14 protein-coding genes, 3 tRNA genes and 1 riboswitch are annotated in these 17599 nt (G+C 60.3%); of the genes, 14 read left to right on the top strand and 3 right to left on the bottom strand.

The window, feature by feature from the left end; translation table 11 throughout:
* Window positions 1-138 precede the first annotated feature (138 nt).
* From aruF to astE, 6 genes are all read left to right on the top strand, one after another.
* Complete coding sequence (gene aruF / locus ABWL43_RS22410) at window positions 139-1158, top strand: arginine/ornithine succinyltransferase subunit alpha (protein ID WP_106576116.1); 1020 nt, start codon at window positions 139-141, stop codon at window positions 1156-1158.
* Window positions 1159-1209: 51 nt separating this feature from the next.
* Window positions 1210-2235, top strand: a complete 1026-nt coding sequence (gene astA / locus ABWL43_RS22405) for an arginine N-succinyltransferase (RefSeq protein ID WP_404484423.1) — start codon at window positions 1210-1212, stop codon at window positions 2233-2235.
* Complete coding sequence (astD, locus tag ABWL43_RS22400) at window positions 2232-3701, top strand: succinylglutamate-semialdehyde dehydrogenase (RefSeq protein ID WP_404488474.1); 1470 nt, start codon at window positions 2232-2234, stop codon at window positions 3699-3701. Before astA ends, astD begins: the two co-directional genes overlap by 4 nt.
* 191 nt (window positions 3702-3892) lie before the next feature.
* A complete protein-coding gene (astB, locus tag ABWL43_RS22395; protein ID WP_404484420.1) occupies window positions 3893-5239 on the top strand; it encodes an N-succinylarginine dihydrolase in 1347 nt (448 codons plus the stop codon).
* A 36-nt stretch (window positions 5240-5275) separates the two neighbouring features.
* Window positions 5276-5566 (top strand): hypothetical protein, encoded by a 291-nt coding sequence (locus tag ABWL43_RS22390; RefSeq protein WP_003214319.1) that lies wholly within the window; start codon window positions 5276-5278, stop codon window positions 5564-5566.
* 11 nt (window positions 5567-5577) lie between these two features.
* Window positions 5578-6582 (top strand): succinylglutamate desuccinylase, encoded by a 1005-nt coding sequence (astE, locus tag ABWL43_RS22385; protein WP_404484417.1) that lies wholly within the window; start codon window positions 5578-5580, stop codon window positions 6580-6582.
* On the opposite strand, the gene ABWL43_RS22380 is transcribed toward astE, so the two are convergent.
* Complete coding sequence (locus ABWL43_RS22380; RefSeq protein WP_404484416.1) at window positions 6579-8102, bottom strand: M91 family zinc metallopeptidase; 1524 nt, start codon at window positions 8100-8102, stop codon at window positions 6579-6581. The genes astE and ABWL43_RS22380 overlap by 4 nt on opposite strands.
* Window positions 8103-8249: 147 nt before the next feature.
* Window positions 8250-8756 carry a 6,7-dimethyl-8-ribityllumazine synthase gene (locus ABWL43_RS22375; RefSeq protein ID WP_145159367.1) on the bottom strand — a complete coding sequence of 169 codons (507 nt, stop codon included), beginning with the start codon at window positions 8754-8756 and terminating at the stop codon, window positions 8250-8252.
* A gap of 113 nt (window positions 8757-8869) precedes the next feature.
* A riboswitch (FMN riboswitch) is annotated at window positions 8870-9039 on the bottom strand.
* Between the two features lie 192 nt (window positions 9040-9231).
* Here ABWL43_RS22375 and ltaE point away from each other — a divergent pair.
* From ltaE to mgtE, 8 genes are all read left to right on the top strand, one after another.
* Window positions 9232-10236 (top strand): low-specificity L-threonine aldolase, encoded by a 1005-nt coding sequence (gene ltaE, locus ABWL43_RS22370; protein ID WP_404484413.1) that lies wholly within the window; start codon window positions 9232-9234, stop codon window positions 10234-10236.
* Between the two features lie 146 nt (window positions 10237-10382).
* Window positions 10383-13001, top strand: a complete 2619-nt coding sequence (gene alaS, locus ABWL43_RS22365; RefSeq protein WP_262208540.1) for an alanine--tRNA ligase — start codon at window positions 10383-10385, stop codon at window positions 12999-13001.
* A gap of 97 nt (window positions 13002-13098) precedes the next feature.
* The gene (locus ABWL43_RS22360) at window positions 13099-14340 is read left to right on the top strand and encodes an aspartate kinase (RefSeq protein ID WP_056861669.1); all 1242 of its coding nucleotides are present in this window, start codon (window positions 13099-13101) and stop codon (window positions 14338-14340) included.
* A 175-nt stretch (window positions 14341-14515) separates the two neighbouring features.
* Complete coding sequence (gene csrA / locus ABWL43_RS22355; RefSeq protein WP_003175645.1) at window positions 14516-14704, top strand: carbon storage regulator CsrA; 189 nt, start codon at window positions 14516-14518, stop codon at window positions 14702-14704.
* Between the two features lie 62 nt (window positions 14705-14766).
* Window positions 14767-14857: transfer RNA gene (locus ABWL43_RS22350), tRNA-Ser, on the top strand.
* Window positions 14858-14965: 108 nt separating this feature from the next.
* Window positions 14966-15042: transfer RNA gene (locus tag ABWL43_RS22345), tRNA-Arg, on the top strand.
* 72 nt (window positions 15043-15114) lie between these two features.
* Window positions 15115-15191 (top strand) — tRNA-Arg (locus ABWL43_RS22340).
* Between the two features lie 339 nt (window positions 15192-15530).
* A complete protein-coding gene (gene mgtE, locus ABWL43_RS22335) occupies window positions 15531-16973 on the top strand; it encodes a magnesium transporter (protein WP_145159361.1) in 1443 nt (480 codons plus the stop codon).
* A 116-nt stretch (window positions 16974-17089) separates the two neighbouring features.
* On the opposite strand, the gene ABWL43_RS22330 is transcribed toward mgtE, so the two are convergent.
* Window positions 17090-17416, bottom strand: a complete 327-nt coding sequence (locus ABWL43_RS22330) for an Arc family DNA-binding protein (RefSeq protein ID WP_003193592.1) — start codon at window positions 17414-17416, stop codon at window positions 17090-17092.
* Window positions 17417-17599 lie beyond the last annotated feature (183 nt).

Genomic DNA, 17599 nt, shown 5'->3' with positions numbered 1-17599 from the left:
GGTGGATCAGTCACTGGATTTATCAACTGACAGACTGCTATCGGGGGCAAGCCCCCTCCCACATTGGATCTGTGTGAACTCAGATCCCGTGTCCGGCATTTTTTCCTCTATGAGTTTTTCGAGTTAAGGAGTGACACCATGCTGGTGATGCGCCCCGCGCAAATGGCTGATCTGGGCGAGGTACAGCGTCTGGCTGCGGACAGCCCGATTGGTGTCACCTCCTTGCCGGATGATGTGGAACGCCTGAGCGACAAGATCGCCGCCAGCGAAGCGTCCTTCGCGGCCGAGGTCAGTTTCAATGGCGAAGAAAGCTATTTCTTCGTGCTTGAAGACACCGAGACCGGCGAGCTGGCCGGCTGTTCGGCCATCGTCGCGTCGGCCGGTTACTCGGAGCCGTTCTACAGCTTCCGTAACGAAACCTTCGTGCACGCGTCCCGCGAGCTGAAGATCCACAACAAGATCCATGTGCTTTCCCAGTGCCACGACCTGACCGGCAACAGCCTGCTCACCAGTTTCTACGTGAAGCCTGCGTTGGTCGGTTCGCCGTGGTCGGAACTCAATTCCCGTGGCCGCCTGTTGTTCGTCGCCAGCCACCCCGAGCGCTTTGCCGACTCGGTGGTGACCGAGATTGTCGGCTACAGCGACGAGAACGGCGATTCGCCGTTCTGGGACGCTATTGGCCGCAACTTCTTCGACCTCAACTACGCCGCCGCCGAGCGCCTGTGCGGGCTCAAAAGCCGCACCTTCCTCGCCGAGCTGATGCCGCATTACCCGATCTACGTGCCGCTGCTGCCCGACGAAGCCCAGGAAGCCATGGGCCAGGTGCACCCGCGTGCGCAGATCACCTTCGACATCCTGATGCGTGAAGGCTTCGAGACCGATCATTACATCGACATCTTCGACGGTGGCCCGACGCTGCACGCGCGGGTTTCGGGCATTCGCTCGATTGCCCAGAGCCGCGTGGTGCCGGTGAAGATCGGCGAAATGGTCAAGGGGGCCGGCCGCCAGTACCTGGTGAGCAACGCGCAGTTGCAGGATTACCGCGCGGTGATGCTGGAGCTGGACTACGCGCCCGGCAAACCGGTGACCCTGGACCTGGCCGCGGCCGAAGCCCTGGGTGTCGGCGAAGGTGCCAGCGTGCGCCTGGTCGCTGTTTAAAGCAGAGTTTTGCGGGTGGCCTGGAGCAGGCGGCCCGTCTGAGGAGATAGCATGATCGTTCGTCCCGTACGCAGCAGCGATTTACCGGCCCTGATTGATCTGGCGCGCAGCACCGGCACCGGCCTTACCACCTTGCCGGCCAACGAAGAGCGCCTGACCCATCGGGTTGGCTGGGCGGAAAAAACCTTTCGCGGCGAAGCCGGGCGCGGCGATGCCGACTACCTGTTTGTGCTGGAAAACGACGAAGGCCGCGTGGTGGGTATTTCCGCCATTGCCGGCGCCGTCGGCCTGCGTGAGCCGTGGTACAACTTCCGGGTCGGCCTGACCGTCAGCGCCTCCCAGGAGCTGAACATCTACCGCGAGATTCCGACGCTGTTTTTGGCCAACGACCTCACCGGCAATTCCGAATTGTGCTCGTTGTTCCTGCACGCTGATTACCGCAACGGCCTCAACGGCCGCATGCTGGCCAAGGCGCGCATGCTGTTTATCGCTGAATTCCCGCAGCTGTTTGGCAACAAGATCATTGCCGAGATGCGCGGCGTGTCCAACGACGCCGGGCGCTCGCCGTTCTGGGAAAGCCTGGGCCGGCATTTCTTCAAGATGGAATTCAGCCAGGCCGATTACCTGACCGGCGTGGGCAACAAGGCGTTTATCGCCGAGCTGATGCCCAAGTTTCCGCTGTACAGCTGCTTCCTCTCCGAAGACGCGCGCCATGTGATCGGCAAGGTTCACCCGGACACCGAACCGGCGCTGAGCATGCTCAAGAGCGAAGGCTTCAGCTACCAGGGCTATGTCGATATCTTCGACGCCGGCCCGGCGGTGGAGTGTGAAACCAGCAAAATCCGTGCGGTGCGCGACAGCCAGTCACTGGTGTTGGCCATCGGCACCCCAGGGGACGACGCCACGCCGTTCCTGATTCATAACCGCAAGCGCGAGGAGTGCCGCATCACGGCCGCTCCGGCCCGTCTGGCGGCAGGCACGCTGGTGGTCGATCCACAGACCGCCAAACGCCTGCAACTGGTGGTGGGTGATCAAGTGCGCGCTGTTGCGTTGTCTGCTGCTCGGGAGTCGAAATAATGAATTCGCTGTATATCGCAGGTAGCTGGTTGGCGGGCCAGGGTGAACTGTTCGAGTCGCGCAACCCGGTGACGCAGCAGGTGCTGTGGGCGGGCAATGGCGCCAGCGTCGAACAGGTCGAATCCGCCGTGCAGGCCGCGCGCCAGGCGTTTCCAGGCTGGGCCCGGCGCCCGCTGGAAGAACGCATCAGCGTGCTGGAAACCTTTGCCGCCACGCTGAAAAGCCGCGCCGATGAAATCGCCCGTTGCATCGGCGAAGAAACCGGCAAACCGCTGTGGGAATCGGCCACCGAAGTCACCAGCATGGCGAACAAGATTGCCATCTCGGTGCAAAGTTACCGTGAACGTACCGGCGAGAAGAGCGGCCCACTGGGCGACGCCACGGCCGTGTTGCGCCACAAGCCGCACGGCGTGGTGGCGGTGTTCGGCCCTTACAACTTCCCTGGCCATTTGCCGAACGGGCACATTGTCCCGGCGTTGCTGGCGGGCAATACCGTGCTGTTCAAACCGAGCGAGCTGACCCCGAAAGTCGCCGAGCTGACCGTGCAATGCTGGATCGACGCCGGCTTGCCGGCGGGCGTGTTGAACCTGCTGCAAGGCGCGCGGGAAACCGGTATCGCGTTGGCGGCCAACCCCGGTATCGACGGGTTGTTCTTCACCGGTTCCAGCCGCACCGGCAATCACCTGCACGAGCAGTTTTCCGGGCGCTCGGACAAGATCCTCGCCCTGGAAATGGGCGGCAACAACCCGCTGTTGGTCGACGAAGTGGCCGACGTGGATGCGGCGGTCTACACCATTATCCAGTCGGCGTTTATCTCGGCCGGTCAGCGTTGCACCTGCGCGCGTCGTTTGCTGGTGCCCGAAGGTGCCTGGGGCGATGCGTTGCTGGCGCGCCTGGTGGCGGTCAGCGCGACGATTGAAGTGGGTGCGTTTGATCAGCAGCCAGCGCCGTTCATGGGCTCGGTGATTTCTCTCGGCGCGGCCAAAGCCTTGATGGACGCCCAGGCGTTGATGCTGGCCAATGGCGCCGTGGCGCTGTTGGAAATGACTCAGCCACAGGATCAGGCCGCGTTGCTGACGCCTGGCATTATCGACGTGACCGGCGTGACCGAGCGCGAAGATGAAGAGCTGTTCGGCCCGTTGCTGCAGGTGATCCGCTACGCTGATTTTGCCGCGGCGATCACTGAGGCCAACAACACCCAGTACGGTTTGGCCGCGGGCTTGTTGTCGGATTCCGAAGCACGCTACCAGCAGTTCTGGCTGGAAAGCCGCGCCGGCATCGTCAACTGGAACAAGCAGTTGACCGGCGCTGCCAGCACCGCGCCGTTCGGTGGGGTAGGGGCGTCGGGCAACCATCGCGCCAGCGCCTATTACGCGGCGGATTATTGCGCGTACCCGGTGGCGTCGCTGGAAACGCCGAGCCTGACGGTTCCAGCCACGCTGACGCCAGGTATAACGCTGATCTAAAGGTGGGAGCGGGCTTGTGTGGGAACTGGCTTGCCTGCGATGCGGGCAACTCGGTGCTTTAGTCAAACCGCGCCGCTGCCATCGCAGGCAAGCCAGCTCCCACAGTTGATCGGGTTTACAGATAGAGAGTAGCGGTGGTGTGAAGACTGCTATTGATGCCTATAAAAACAGATGTTCGTGGAGCCTCGCCGATGAAATCCTGTGAAGTCAATTTTGACGGTCTCGTGGGGCCGACCCATAACTACGGCGGTTTGTCCTACGGCAACGTCGCGTCCCAGAGCAACAGCCAGCAGTCTTCGAACCCGAAGGAAGCGGCGTTGCAGGGGCTGCAGAAAATGAAAGCCCTGATGGACATGGGCTTTGTGCAAGGCGTGCTGGCGCCGCAGGAACGTCCTGACGTGGCCGCGTTGCGCAACCTTGGTTTCAGCGGCACCGACGCTCAGGTGATTCAGCAGGCGGCCAAGCACGCCATGCCGCTGCTGGTTGCCAGTTGCTCGGCCTCCAGCATGTGGGTGGCCAACGCCGCCACTGTCAGCCCGAGCGCCGACACGGCGGACGGCCGCGTGCATTTCACGGCCGCCAACCTCAACTGCAAATACCATCGCAGCATCGAACACCCGACCACCAGCCGCGTGCTGGGCGCGATGTTCGCTGACCAAAAACACTTTGCCCATCACGCCGCGTTGCCGGCGGTGGCGCAGTTCGGCGACGAAGGCGCGGCCAACCACACGCGCTTCTGCCGTGACTATGGCGAGGCCGGCGTCGAGTTCTTCGTGTTTGGCCGCAGCGCGTTCGATACCCGTTACCCCGCGCCGCAGAAATACCCGGCGCGCCAGACCCTCGAAGCCTCCCAGGCCGTTGCGCGCCTGCATGGCCTGAAGGATGACGGCGTGGTCTACGCTCAGCAGAACCCGTCTGTGATCGATGCCGGCGTGTTCCACAACGACGTGATCGCGGTGGGCAACGGCGAGGTGCTGTTCTATCACGAGGACGCGTTCCTCAATACCGAGCAGATGCTCGCCGAGCTGCAAGGCAAGTTGGGCAAACTGGGCGGCAACTTCCAGTCCGTGTGCGTGCCGCGCGCCCAGGTCAGCGTCGAGGACGCCGTACGGTCCTACTTGTTCAACAGCCAGTTGCTGACCCGCGCCGACGGTTCGATGCTGCTGATCGTGCCGGAAGAATGCCGCGCCAACGAGCGTGTCTGGCAGTACCTGCAAGGCCTGACGGCCTCCGGCGGGCTGATCCGTGAAGTGAAGGTGTTTGATCTCAAGCAAAGCATGCAGAACGGCGGTGGCCCGGCGTGCCTGCGTTTACGCGTGGCGTTGAATGAAACTGAGCTGGCGGCGGTGAACCCAGGGGTTATCATGACCGCGCCGTTGTACGACACGCTGACCCAGTGGGTCGACAAGCACTACCGCGACAGCCTGCGTGAAACCGACCTGGCTGATCCGCAATTGCTGCTTGAGTGCCGGACGGCACTGGATGAACTGACGCAAATCCTTAAACTGGGCTCGGTTTATCCTTTCCAGATCAACTAGCGCCACTTTTTTACACCCTATGGCTGAGAACTCTTTATGACCACCGACACCCTGAAACTGATTCTTGAAGACACCGACGGCACCCAGCTGGAAACCTCCTGCACCCGCGTCGCCGTGGTCTGGCAGGGCAAGGAAATCTGGATCCAGCACGACGGCCGTGGCCAGTTGCTGATTGGTGTGGACGTGGAAGAAGGCGACGCTGAGTACGCCAACCTGCTGATGCGCCCATTGGCCACCAACCTGATGAGCCTGCAACTGGAAATGGAACCGGCCGACGTTGAAGGTGATGACGACGATCACGTTCACGGCCCTGGCTGCAACCACTAAGGAAGCTGCTTATGCTCGCCCTCGGCAAATTGCTTGAACTGACCCTCGCCGGTCGCGAACCGGCGCAAAAAATTCAACTGACTGTCGACGGCGTGCAGATGCGCTGGCTCAGCGAGGGCGCGCTCGAAGTGCGCCCGCCGCAAGCGCTGGACAACGGCAGCGACCTGCTGCTGTCGTCTGGCATCCATGGCAACGAAACCGCGCCGATCGAATTGCTCGACCGCTTGTTGCATGGCATTGCCCGTGGGGAAATCAAACCCCGCACTCGTATTCTGTTCCTGTTCGGTAACCCCGAGGCCATGCGCCGCGGCGAGCGTTACCTCGAGCTGGACGTCAACCGGCTGTTCAATGGCCGTCACGAACAAAACATTGGCCCTGAGGCCATGCGCGCCGCTGAGCTTGAGCAGCTGGCCCGCACGTTCTTCAGCCTGCCTGAGCGCTCGCGCCTGCATTACGACCTGCACACGGCCATTCGCGGTTCGAAGATCGAGCAGTTCGCGCTGTACCCGTGGAAGGAAGGTCGCCAGCATTCACGTCACGAGCTGGCGCGCCTGTGTGCGGCCGGCATGCAAGCGGTACTGTTGCAGAACAAGACGTCGATCACCTTCACCGCGTTCACCTATGAGCAACTGAGCGCCGAGGCGTTTACTCTGGAGCTGGGCAAGGCGCGGCCGTTCGGCCAGAACCAGGGCGTGGATGTTTCCCGCCTGGAGAGGCGCCTGACGCAGATCATCGAAGGCAGCGAACCGGCCACCGACAGCCTGGACGGACTGCAACTGTTTGCGGTATCGCGTGAAGTGATCAAGCACAGTGATGCCTTCCTGCTGCATTTGCCGGCGGACGTGGAAAACTTCTCGCCGTTGGCCAAGGGCTATCTGCTGGCCGAAGACGTGGCCAAGACCCGCTGGGTGATCGAGGAGGAGGGCGCACGCATCATCTTCCCGAACCCGAAAGTGAAGAATGGTTTGCGCGCCGGGATTCTGATTGTGCCCACCTCGGACGCAGCGCTGGTTTAGTCCACTTGAGGCTTCGCTAGGTACGTGTCGCGTGTCGGCAATCCGAACTCCTTGCGCAGCGCATTTTCCGTAAAAGCCTCGGGGTTGGTCTGCGTGGGCGGGGTGTCGGGGTTCAGATCGAAGTCAAAAGGCGCCAGATCGATGGGCAGGCCCACGGCTTGCCGCTCCACGTTTTTGATCGCAACGGTTTTGCCTCCGTCAGTTTCATCGGTGGTGCCGGGCGCCACGGTACCGGTGACGGCGTTATAGGCGTGACACAGCTCGTGATAGAGCCCGATGATCGGCAGCGAGCCCGGTGGGCTGAAAAAGGGGTTGTACTCGATACGCCCGCCGTAGGCCGGCGTGCCGGGATGGCCGTCGCGGATCATCAGCGTGTCGCTGTCGGTGGAGGGCGTGAACCTGGCGTTGTTTTCGTCACCCGGTTCAATGCTGACGGGTTGCCCACCGTGTTGTGCCGCAATATCCAGTGCGTGGAGCAGTTTTTGCCCGTTGGGCGAAACGCGCAGCACGCTGAGGTCGGATTCGACGCGCGCAGCAAACTGCCTGTTTCCCCCAATCGACAGACCCGTTTTACCAACCTCGCCGGACGCCACGAGCGTCTGGTGGAGCGTGTCGAGGTCGGTGGGGAACAGCACCGCCATGACCTGTTCGAGCGACGCGGTTGGCAGGCTGGCGAGTTTTTCAAGCAACCACGCGTAGCGTTCGTCGTTGGTCATGGCGACCAGGGTGTCGCCGGGCAGGCTGTATACCCGGTCTGTCGCCTTGAGCTTGCTGACATGGTCATGGCCTTTACCCGGATAGATGACGTTAGTGGCGCTGCCAGCCTTGATCGTGTCATTGCCGTCGCCGCCGCTGAGCAGGTGATGGCCGCTGCCACCGACAATCACGTCGTCGCCCGGCCCGCCATCGATAAAGTTGAGCCCGGCGCCGCCGTGAATGCTGTCGGCGCCGTCACCCGCATAGATACGCGCGGTGCCGGCGCCGATGACCTGCGTGCTGTCGTTGCCGGGGCCGCTGTCGACGGTGCAGTCCTCGGCGCTGATCCGTAGCGTGTCATCGCCCTCGCCGGACAGGATTGTTGAGTGACGGCCGCCGACGCGCAGGTAGTCTTCGCCAGCGCCTGCGTCAATGCTGACGGGGTTCTGGAGGCTGTCATCGACATGGATGCAGTCGGCGCCATGGCCGGTGACCAGCTCGATGATTTGCCTCGGCGAAGACGGCGTTATCTGATAGAGCGCCGTGCCTACGTAGAGGTGCAGGTGATCGCCCGCTGCGCCGAGCCAGAGTTCGCTTTGATCGGCGGTGAATGCAAACCTCAGGGCATCCCTGCGCGGCGCCTTATCCTGGCGGGTCTGCAGCCTGAATCGTTCGACCCGAACGGCCGTGTCCCGATAGACCTGCGCACGCAACGGGGCACCGCCCAGGTTGGCGGTTTTTTCTGCGTCGGTGGGCGAAAGGCTTCCCCCGTGCACGGTGTGAATGGCGCTGGGGGTGTCGGGTACAAACAGAGGACGGTGCATGGCGTGATGGCTCCGGGTCAGGTGAGAAGGCCGGCGGTGGCCCGGCGTGTGGCTCACTAGACCGCAGATACGTCATGGCGCGGTGGTAGATGCTTGAACGAAAAACGCCCCGCTCACCAGGGTGAGCGGGGCATTTTCAGGGGCGATTTATACCGCCAGTTTCTGCTCGCTGCGACGGATTGCACGCACTTTGTGCAAGGTGTCGGCGCAGGTGCGCGCGGCTTCCTGGCCCTTGTGGACGAAGTGCTCGTAGAAGAAGGTGTGGTGTTCGCTGCCCGCGTGGAAGTGGTGCGGAGTCAGGGACACCGAGAACACCGGCACTTCGGTTTCCAACTGCACTTGCATCAGGCCACTGACCACCGACTGGGCGACGAATTCGTGACGGTAGATGCCGCCGTCCACCACCAGTGCGGCCGCGACGATGCCGGCGTAGCGGCCGGTCTTGGCCAGCAGCTTGGCGTGCAGGGGCAGTTCAAAGGCGCCGCCGACTTCGAAGAAATCGATGTCCGATTCCTGGTAGCCCTGGGCGATCATTTCGGCGAGGAAGCCTTTACGCGATTGGTCGACAATATCCTTGTGCCAGCAGGCCTGGATAAACGCGACGCGCTCGCCGTGATGGTTCTTGATTTTGCTGTCGATTGCGGTGGGTTGCATGTTCTGACTCCTGTTTAAGAAAAAAACAGGGCGTTATGAATCGAATGGGATTTAAGGGTACGAACCACTGCCTCATGCAAGCATGAACCCAGCGCGCGGCCCTTAGGTGCCAATCCCGTTCTCTCTTCATCCGGACTATGACCGTCGGCCCCGGGATCACACCGGGTCTGCTGACCTTGTCGCCGTCCTGCGTGAGCAGTTCGAGGCGCCAAGCGCTCGCGGGCTATGCACATTGCGTGCAATTACCGCCGGTGGGGAATTACACCCCGCCCTGAGAACGTTGCCGCCAGAACCCTGGCGGCGGAGAGTTTTTAACATGGTTTTTCAAAAACTGCACGAGCGCTGTATCGATAACCTATATCGGTTTGTTTGGTTGGTATTCGATTGAAGCCAATTGGGGCTTGATATTCCGTGGCTTTGCCCGCAGTAATCACCCACAAGAGCACATCACATCACCCCGTTAGAGGCCTGCTTCATGTCTGTGATCGACCTGCGTAGCGACACCGTGACCCAACCCAGCCCCGGCATGCTCGACGCGATGGCCAGCGCCGTTAGCGGTGATGACGTCTACGGCGAAGACCCCAGCGTCAATCTGCTGGAGGCCGAGCTGGCCAGGCGTCTGGGGTTCGAAGCGGCGCTGTTCGTGCCCACCGGCACCATGAGCAACCTGCTGGCGTTGATGGCTCACTGTGAGCGTGGCGAGGAATACATCGTCGGCCAGCAGGCCCACACCTACAAATACGAAGGCGGTGGCGCGGCGGTACTCGGTTCGATCCAGCCGCAGCCGCTGGAAGTGCAGGCGGACGGCTCACTGGACCTGGACCACGTGTTGGCGGCGATCAAACCGGATGACTTCCACTTTGCCCGCACCCGCCTGCTGGCGCTGGAAAACACCCTGCAAGGCAAGGTACTGGCGCTGGACTACCTGGCGAAAGCGCGGGCGTTTACCCGTGAGCATGGGTTGTCGCTGCACCTGGATGGCGCGCGGATCTACAACGCCGCGGTCAAGCTTGGGGTAGACGCGCGGGAAATTGCTCAGCACTTCGATTCGGTGTCGGTGTGCCTGTCCAAGGGCCTGGGGGCACCGATTGGCTCGGTGTTGTGCGGCTCGCACGCGTTGATCGCCAAGGCGCGTCGTCTGCGCAAAATGGTCGGCGGCGGTATGCGCCAGGCCGGCTCTCTGGCGGCGGCCGGGCTGTATGCCCTGGATCACCAGGTACAGCGCCTGGCCGATGACCACGCCAATGCCCAGTGGCTGGGCGATGAACTGCGCAAGGCCGGTTATGCGGTGGAGCCGGTGCAGACCAACATGGTCTATGTGCAGATCGGTGACCGCGCCGACGCGTTGAAAGCCTTTGCTGCCGAGCGCGGCATCAAGTTGAGCGCCGCGCCGCGTCTGCGTATGGTCACTCACCTGGATGTCAACCGGGCGCAGATCGAGCAAGTCGTGCAGACATTTGCCGAGTTTTCACGCAAATGACGGTGCAGACCGTCTAATTGACTGTTTCTATCACATAAACACGCTGTACCACCGGCAAAGGGCCGATATAATGCGGCCCTTTGCCGTCGCTCCGTCTGATGATGTTGCGCACTGGCCTTTGGCCGCAGACTCCGTGGAAGAACCTAATGAAAAGCGCAGAAATCCGTGAAGCCTTCCTTCGCTTCTTCGAAGAGCAAGGCCACACCCGTGTAGCCTCCAGCTCCTTGATCCCAGGCAATGACCCGACCCTGCTGTTCACTAACGCGGGGATGAACCAGTTCAAGGACTGCTTCCTGGGCCAGGAAAAGCGCGCCTATACCCGCGCAACCAGCAGCCAGAAGTGCGTGCGCGCCGGCGGCAAGAACAGCGACCTGGAAAACGTCGGTTACACCGCTCGTCACCACACTTTTTTCGAGATGCTGGGTAACTTCAGCTTCGGTGACTATTTCAAGAAAGATGCGATTACCTTCGCCTGGACCTTCCTGACCGGCGTGTTGAAACTGCCCAAGGAAAAACTCTGGGTCACCGTCTACGCCACGGACGACGAGGCGTATGACATCTGGACCAAAGAAGTCGGCGTGCCGGTCGAGCGCATGATTCGCATCGGCGACAACAAGGGCGCGCCTTACGCCTCCGATAACTTCTGGACCATGGGCGATACCGGCCCATGCGGCCCGTGCACCGAGATTTTCTACGATCACGGCGCCGATATCTGGGGCGGCCCACCGGGCTCGCCGGAAGAAGATGGCGACCGTTACATCGAGATCTGGAACAACGTGTTCATGCAGTTCAACCGCACCGCCGATGGCGTGTTGCATCCGTTGCCAGCCCCGTCGGTCGACACCGGCATGGGCCTGGAGCGGATCAGTGCGGTGATGCAGCACGTTCACTCCAACTACGAGATCGACCTGTTCACCAACCTGCTGAGCGCTTCGGCCGCCGCCATTGGCTGCGCCAACGAAGGCCAGTCGTCGCTCAAGGTGGTGTCTGACCACATCCGTTCCTGCAGCTTCCTGATCGCCGACGGCGTACTGCCATCGAACGAAGGCCGCGGCTATGTGCTGCGCCGGATCATCCGTCGCGCCTGCCGTCACGGTAACAAGCTGGGCGCCAGCGGCAGCTTCTTCTACAAGATCGTTGCAGCGCTGGTGGCCGAGATGGGCGATGCCTTCCCGGAACTCAAGCAGCAGCAGGCCAACATCGAGCGCGTGCTCAAGGCTGAAGAAGAGCAGTTTTCCAAGACCCTGGAACACGGCCTGAAGATTCTGGAGCAGGACCTGGCCGAGCTCAAAGGCACCGTGGTGCCGGGCGACGTGGTGTTCAAGCTGTACGACACCTACGGTTTCCCTATGGACCTGACTGCCGACATCGCCCGCGAGCGCGAGCTGACCGTCGATGAAGCGGGTTTTGAGCGTGAGATGGAAGCCCAGCGCGTGCGCGCTCGCTCTGCCAGCTCCTTTGGTCTGGACTACAACACGCTGGTCAAGGTTGACGTGCCTACCGAGTTCATCGGCTACAAGGCGACCGTTGGCGCGGCGAAGATCGTGGCCATTTATAAAGACGGCCAATCGGTCGACGTGCTCAATGAAGGCGAAGAGGCTGTTGTGGTCCTGGACCAGACGCCGTTCTACGCCGAATCCGGCGGCCAGGTGGGCGATTGCGGCTACCTGAGCTCGACGTCCGGTCGTTTTGAGGTGCGCGATACCACCAAGACCGGCGGCGCATTCCTGCACCACGGTGTGTTGGTGTTGGGCAACTTGACCGTCGGCGCGCCGGTAGACACTCAAGTGGATGCCGACGTGCGGCATGCAACTGCTTTGAATCACTCCGCCACTCACTTGCTGCACGCCGCGTTGCGTCAGGTGCTGGGTGAGCACGTGCAGCAGAAGGGTTCGTTGGTTGATAGCCAGCGCCTGCGTTTCGACTTCAGCCACTTTGAAGCGATCAAGCCTGAGCAGATCAAGGCGCTGGAAGACATCGTCAACGCCGAAATTCGCAAGAATACCCCGGTGGAAACCGAAGAAACCGACATCGAAACCGCCAGGAACAAAGGCGCCATGGCGCTGTTTGGCGAGAAGTATGGCGACGAAGTACGCGTACTGAGCATGGGCGGCAGCTTCTCGGTGGAGCTGTGTGGCGGTATCCACGCCAACCGTACCGGCGACATCGGTCTGCTGAAAATCATCAGTGAGGGCGGTGTGGCCTCGGGTGTACGCCGTATTGAAGCGGTCACCGGTGCTGCGGCCCTGGCCTACCTCAATGCGGCTGAAGAACAACTCAAGGAAGCGGCCAGCCTGGTCAAGGGCAGCCGCGACAACCTGATCGACAAGCTCTCTGGTGTACTGGAGCGCAACCGCCAGCTGGAAAAACAGCTGGAGCAGTTGCAGGCCAAGGCGGCCAGCGCAGCGGGCGACGATCTGTCGGCCTCTGCCCTGGACGTCAAGGGCGTGAAAGTCCTGGCCGTGCGCCTGGATGGTCAGGACGGCAAGGCGCTGTTGGCCTTGGTCGATCAGTTGAAGAACAAGCTCGGCCGCGCAGTGATCCTGCTCGGCAGTGTCCATGAGGATAAGGTCGTTCTGGTTGCCGGTGTAACCAAAGACCTGACTGGCCAACTCAAGGCTGGTGATTTGATGAAGCAAGCCGCCGCGGCAGTGGGCGGGAAGGGCGGTGGTCGTCCGGACATGGCGCAAGGCGGTGGTGTAGACGCCGGTGCCCTGGACGCGGCCCTGGCCCTGACCGTGCCGTTTGTCGAGGCCGGTATTTAAGGCACTGTTAATGAGCCCATGGTCTAGTCATGGGCTTGCTCAGCTGCTGGAAGATTTGTTTATTGGGCGCCCCTTTACGGGCTGAGGCGGCTTAGAAATGGCTTTGATCGTACAGAAATTCGGAGGCACCTCGGTCGGTTCTGTCGAAAGAATCGAGCAGGTCGCCGACAAGGTTAAGAAATTCCGCGACGCCGGCGACGACCTGGTAGTGGTGCTGTCGGCCATGAGCGGCGAGACCAATCGCCTGATCGATCTGGCCAAGGCGATCAGCGGTGATCAACAGCCGCTGCCGCGTGAGCTGGATGTGATCGTGTCCACCGGTGAACAGGTCACTATTGCCCTGTTGGCCATGGCGCTGAATAAGCGTGGTGTGCCGGCGGTGTCCTACACTGGCAGCCAGGTGCGCATCCTGACCGACAGCGCACATACCAAGGCGCGCATCCTGCAGATTGATGATCAGAAAATCCGCACAGATCTCAAAGCCGGGCGCGTGGTAGTTGTAGCCGGTTTCCAGGGTGTGGACGAGCAGGGCAACATCACGACCCTGGGGCGTGGCGGTTCAGACACCACCGGCGTGGCGCTGGCAGCGGCCCTCAAGGCTGACGAATGCCAGATCTATACCGATGTGGACGGCGTCTACACCACCGACCCGCGTGTGGTGTCCGTGGCCCAGCGCCTGGACAAGATCACCTTTGAAGAGATGCTGGAAATGGCCAGTCTCGGTTCCAAGGTGCTGCAGATCCGCGCGGTGGAGTTCGCCGGCAAGTACAACGTTCCGCTGCGCGTATTGCACAGCTTCAAAGAGGGTCCGGGCACCCTCATTACTATTGATGAAGAGGAATCCATGGAACAGCCGATCATTTCCGGCATCGCTTTCAACCGCGATGAAGCCAAGCTGACGATCCGTGGCGTGCCGGATACTCCGGGCGTGGCCTTCAAGATCCTCGGTCCTATCAGTGGCGCGAACATTGAAGTCGACATGATCGTGCAGAACGTTTCGCACGATAACACCACCGATTTCACCTTCACTGTGCACCGTAACGAGTACGATGCGGCGGAGCGAATCCTGCAGAACACCGCGAGCGAGATTGGCGCCCGTGAAGTGGTCGGCGATACCAAGATTGCCAAGGTGTCGATCGTGGGCGTGGGCATGCGTTCCCATGCCGGCGTTGCCAGCCGCATGTTTGAGGCGCTGGCCAAGGAAAGCATCAACATCCAGATGATCTCCACCTCGGAAATCAAAGTCTCGGTGGTGATCGAAGAGAAGTACCTGGAACTGGCTGTACGCGCGCTGCATACCGCTTTTGAGCTGGACGCTCCGGCCCGACAGGGCGAGTGATGCGATGCCAGGAAGGCGCGGTTTACCGCGCCTTTCATTTTTTTGTGGGGCGCATGGTCTTTTGCGTGTGCTCGACAATACTTAGGCCGTTAGGGCTACGGCTTTCATGTCGTAGGTCGAACGCCTTTTTTTTGCAGACTGTTGTTCCTGAACTGAAATGCGTGAGGAGAAAGGTATGCTGATTCTGACTCGTCGGTGCGCAGAAAGCCTGATTATCGGTGATGGCGAAATCACCGTGACCGTGCTCGGCGTCAAAGGCAATCAAGTACGTATCGGGGTTAACGCTCCGAAAGAGGTAGCGGTCCACCGCGAGGAAATTTACCTGCGGATCAAGAAAGAGAAGGACGAAGAACCAAGCCTTTAATTTTTATCGTTTTTTATGTTTGCAAACGGGGATGAACGTGGTTAATATACGCCCCGTGTTGCGGAGAGCTGGCCGAGTGGCCGAAGGCGCTCCCCTGCTAAGGGAGTACACCTCAAAAGGGTGTCGGGGGTTCGAATCCCCCGTTCTCCGCCATTATTTGCTTAGTACGTTGCAATCTGGTTTTTTCGGTAAGTTGTTGAAATTACTCGAAAAAATAGCTTTACATAGAGATTGAACGGCCTATAATGCGCGGCAACAAATGCACTCGTAGCTCAGCTGGATAGAGTACTCGGCTACGAACCGAGCGGTCACAGGTTCGAATCCTGTCGAGTGCACCATTTAAGAGTCAGTTGCAGCAATGCAGGTGACTCGGCTTCAACCAGTTGTGATCTGGTCTAAAAACACAATCTGCACTCGTAGCTCAGCTGGATAGAGTACTCGGCTACGAACCGAGCGGTCACAGGTTCGAATCCTGTCGAGTGCACCATACAAACAAAAAGCCCGCCTAGTGCGGGCTTTTTGCCGTCTGGGGTTTGTGTGGGATTTTATCTTTTTCTCCCGCACCATGTGTTTTCCTTATCCGCTGCGTCGTCGCAGTTCATAGATGCAGCCAAAGCTCAGCTTTGGCTCGCAAGCGCTTGTTCTTTCCAGTTTTTTAACGTTTAAAACCGACGCAAGGTGTATCATTGCGCCCGTCAGCCCCGCCGGGGCTTGTGGAATACCTCCATGGACTTACCCAGTAGTTACTTAGTACCCCGTTTTACCAATCATGAATTGACTGATTGATCCTTCCGGCGTGCCCCGCTGCTGGGAGTGGAGTTCGCCTATGACCGAAGTAGAAGTAAAGAAAACGCAAGACAGCCTGCAGGATCGCCTGGCTCAAGTCATCGAGCTGCTGCAGCGCCAGCGCGTGGTCGAAGACCTCACGCACCGCCAGGAAGGTCCGCATCACGACCGCGTCGAAAACCTGGTGCACCGGCAGAACCTCGTCGAGTTGCAACGCAAGCTCGATGACCTGCACTCCGCCGACGTTGCCTATATCCTCGAAGCCTTGCCGCTGGATGATCGACTGACCCTGTGGCAGTTGGTGAAGGCCGACCGCGACGGCGATATTCTCCTCGAGGTATCCGACTCGGTCCGTGAAACCCTGATCGCCGACATGGATGATCATGAGCTCCTGGCAGCAGCCAGGGAGATGGACGCCGACGAACTGGCCGACCTGGCCCCCGAGCTGCCCCGTGATGTTGTCCATGAGCTGATGGAAGCGCTCGACAGCCAGCAGCGTGAGCGAGTGCGCTCCGCGCTGTCCTACGACGAGGATCAGGTCGGCGCATTGATGGACTTCGAGATGGTCACCATCCGCGAAGACGTCAGCCTGGAAGTGGTACTGCGTTATCTGCGTCGCCTGAAAGAGTTGCCCGGTCACACCGACAAATTGTTTGTGGTCGACTACGAAGGCATTCTCAAGGGCGTGCTGCCAATCAAGCGTCTGCTGGTGAATGATCCGGACAAGAAAGTTGCGGATTTGATGGCCAGCGACACCGTGAGCTTTCACCCGGATGAGGACGCCTACGAGGCGGCGCAGGCGTTTGAGCGTTACGACTTGATCTCGGCGCCGGTGGTCGACAAGAACGGCAAGCTGATTGGCCGTTTGACCATCGACGAAATGGTCGACCTGATTCGTGAAGAAAGTGAAACCGAAGTCCTCAACATGGCCGGTTTGCGTGAAGAGGAAGACATTTTTGCGTCGGTCTGGCGCTCTCTGCATAACCGTTGGGCCTGGCTGGCGATCAACCTGATCACAGCCTTTATCGCCTCGCGCGTGATTGGGCTGTTTGAAGGTTCGATCGAGAAGCTGGTGGCCTTGGCGGCGCTGATGCCGATTGTGGCGGGTATCGGCGGCAACTCCGGTAACCAGACGATCACCATGATCGTGCGTGCGATGGCACTGGATCAGGTGAGTACGGCCAATTCCTCGCGCCTGCTGCGCAAAGAGCTGGCCGTGGGCCTGATCAATGGCCTGGTGTGGGGTGGCGTGATCGGCGTGGTGGCTTACTTGCTGTATGGCAGTTGGTCGCTTGGCGTCGTGATGACCGCCGCCATGACCCTCAACCTGCTACTGGCAGCGTTGATGGGGGTGTTGATCCCCATGACCCTGGCGCGCCTTGGGCGTGATCCGGCGATGGGTGCCAGTGTGATGATCACTGCCATGACCGACAGCGGCGGCTTCTTCATCTTCCTGGGTCTGGCGACGATCTTTCTGCTCTGATCCCCCTCAGCGGGAGCACATCTGCTCCCGCTTTGCCGTCTGTTCCCGGCACTCCTTTATCAAATCGCAGGCAAAAAAAAGCCAGCACATGGCTGGCTTCGGCTTTCAACTGCAGATCAATTGGCTTCTGCGGCCGCCTCGACGTCGTGCGCAATAAGCGAGACGAGAGCATTTTGCTGGCGGTGGGAGAGCTGACGAAAACGCTGCAGCAGTTCGCGTTCGTGCAGTGACAGCTCAGGGCTGTCCAGGCGCATGCTCAACTCTTCGCCCAGCGCACCTTCCTGAATAAGGCTCTGTTCCAGGCGCGCGATGATTTCGGAGTTCATGCTGCGGTGATGATTGCGAGCCACCTCGGCAATGCGTTCCCGCATTCCGTCTGGCAGACGTACGACGAACTTGTCAGCCGTACGGCTGGAATAAATTGCCTGTTTCAATGGGCGCATATATTTAACCGGTTAGTTCAGGGGAGCGGTTTTTGGAATTGGCCGCAAGATGAGTGTTAAGACAAGGCTCACGACCAAAGTTCAACCCGAATTACAAAGAGGCCGCATCATGCCTCAGATTTGACAGTTCCTTGGCGTCAATTCTGTGACAAATATTGAACTGCCTAAAGGCTTTATGCCAGC

This window comes from Pseudomonas sp. HT11 (assembly GCF_044875395.1).
Lineage (GTDB): Bacteria > Pseudomonadota > Gammaproteobacteria > Pseudomonadales > Pseudomonadaceae > Aquipseudomonas.
Note: the sequence above shows the minus strand (reverse complement) of the source record. Positions and strands in the feature narration are given on the sequence as shown.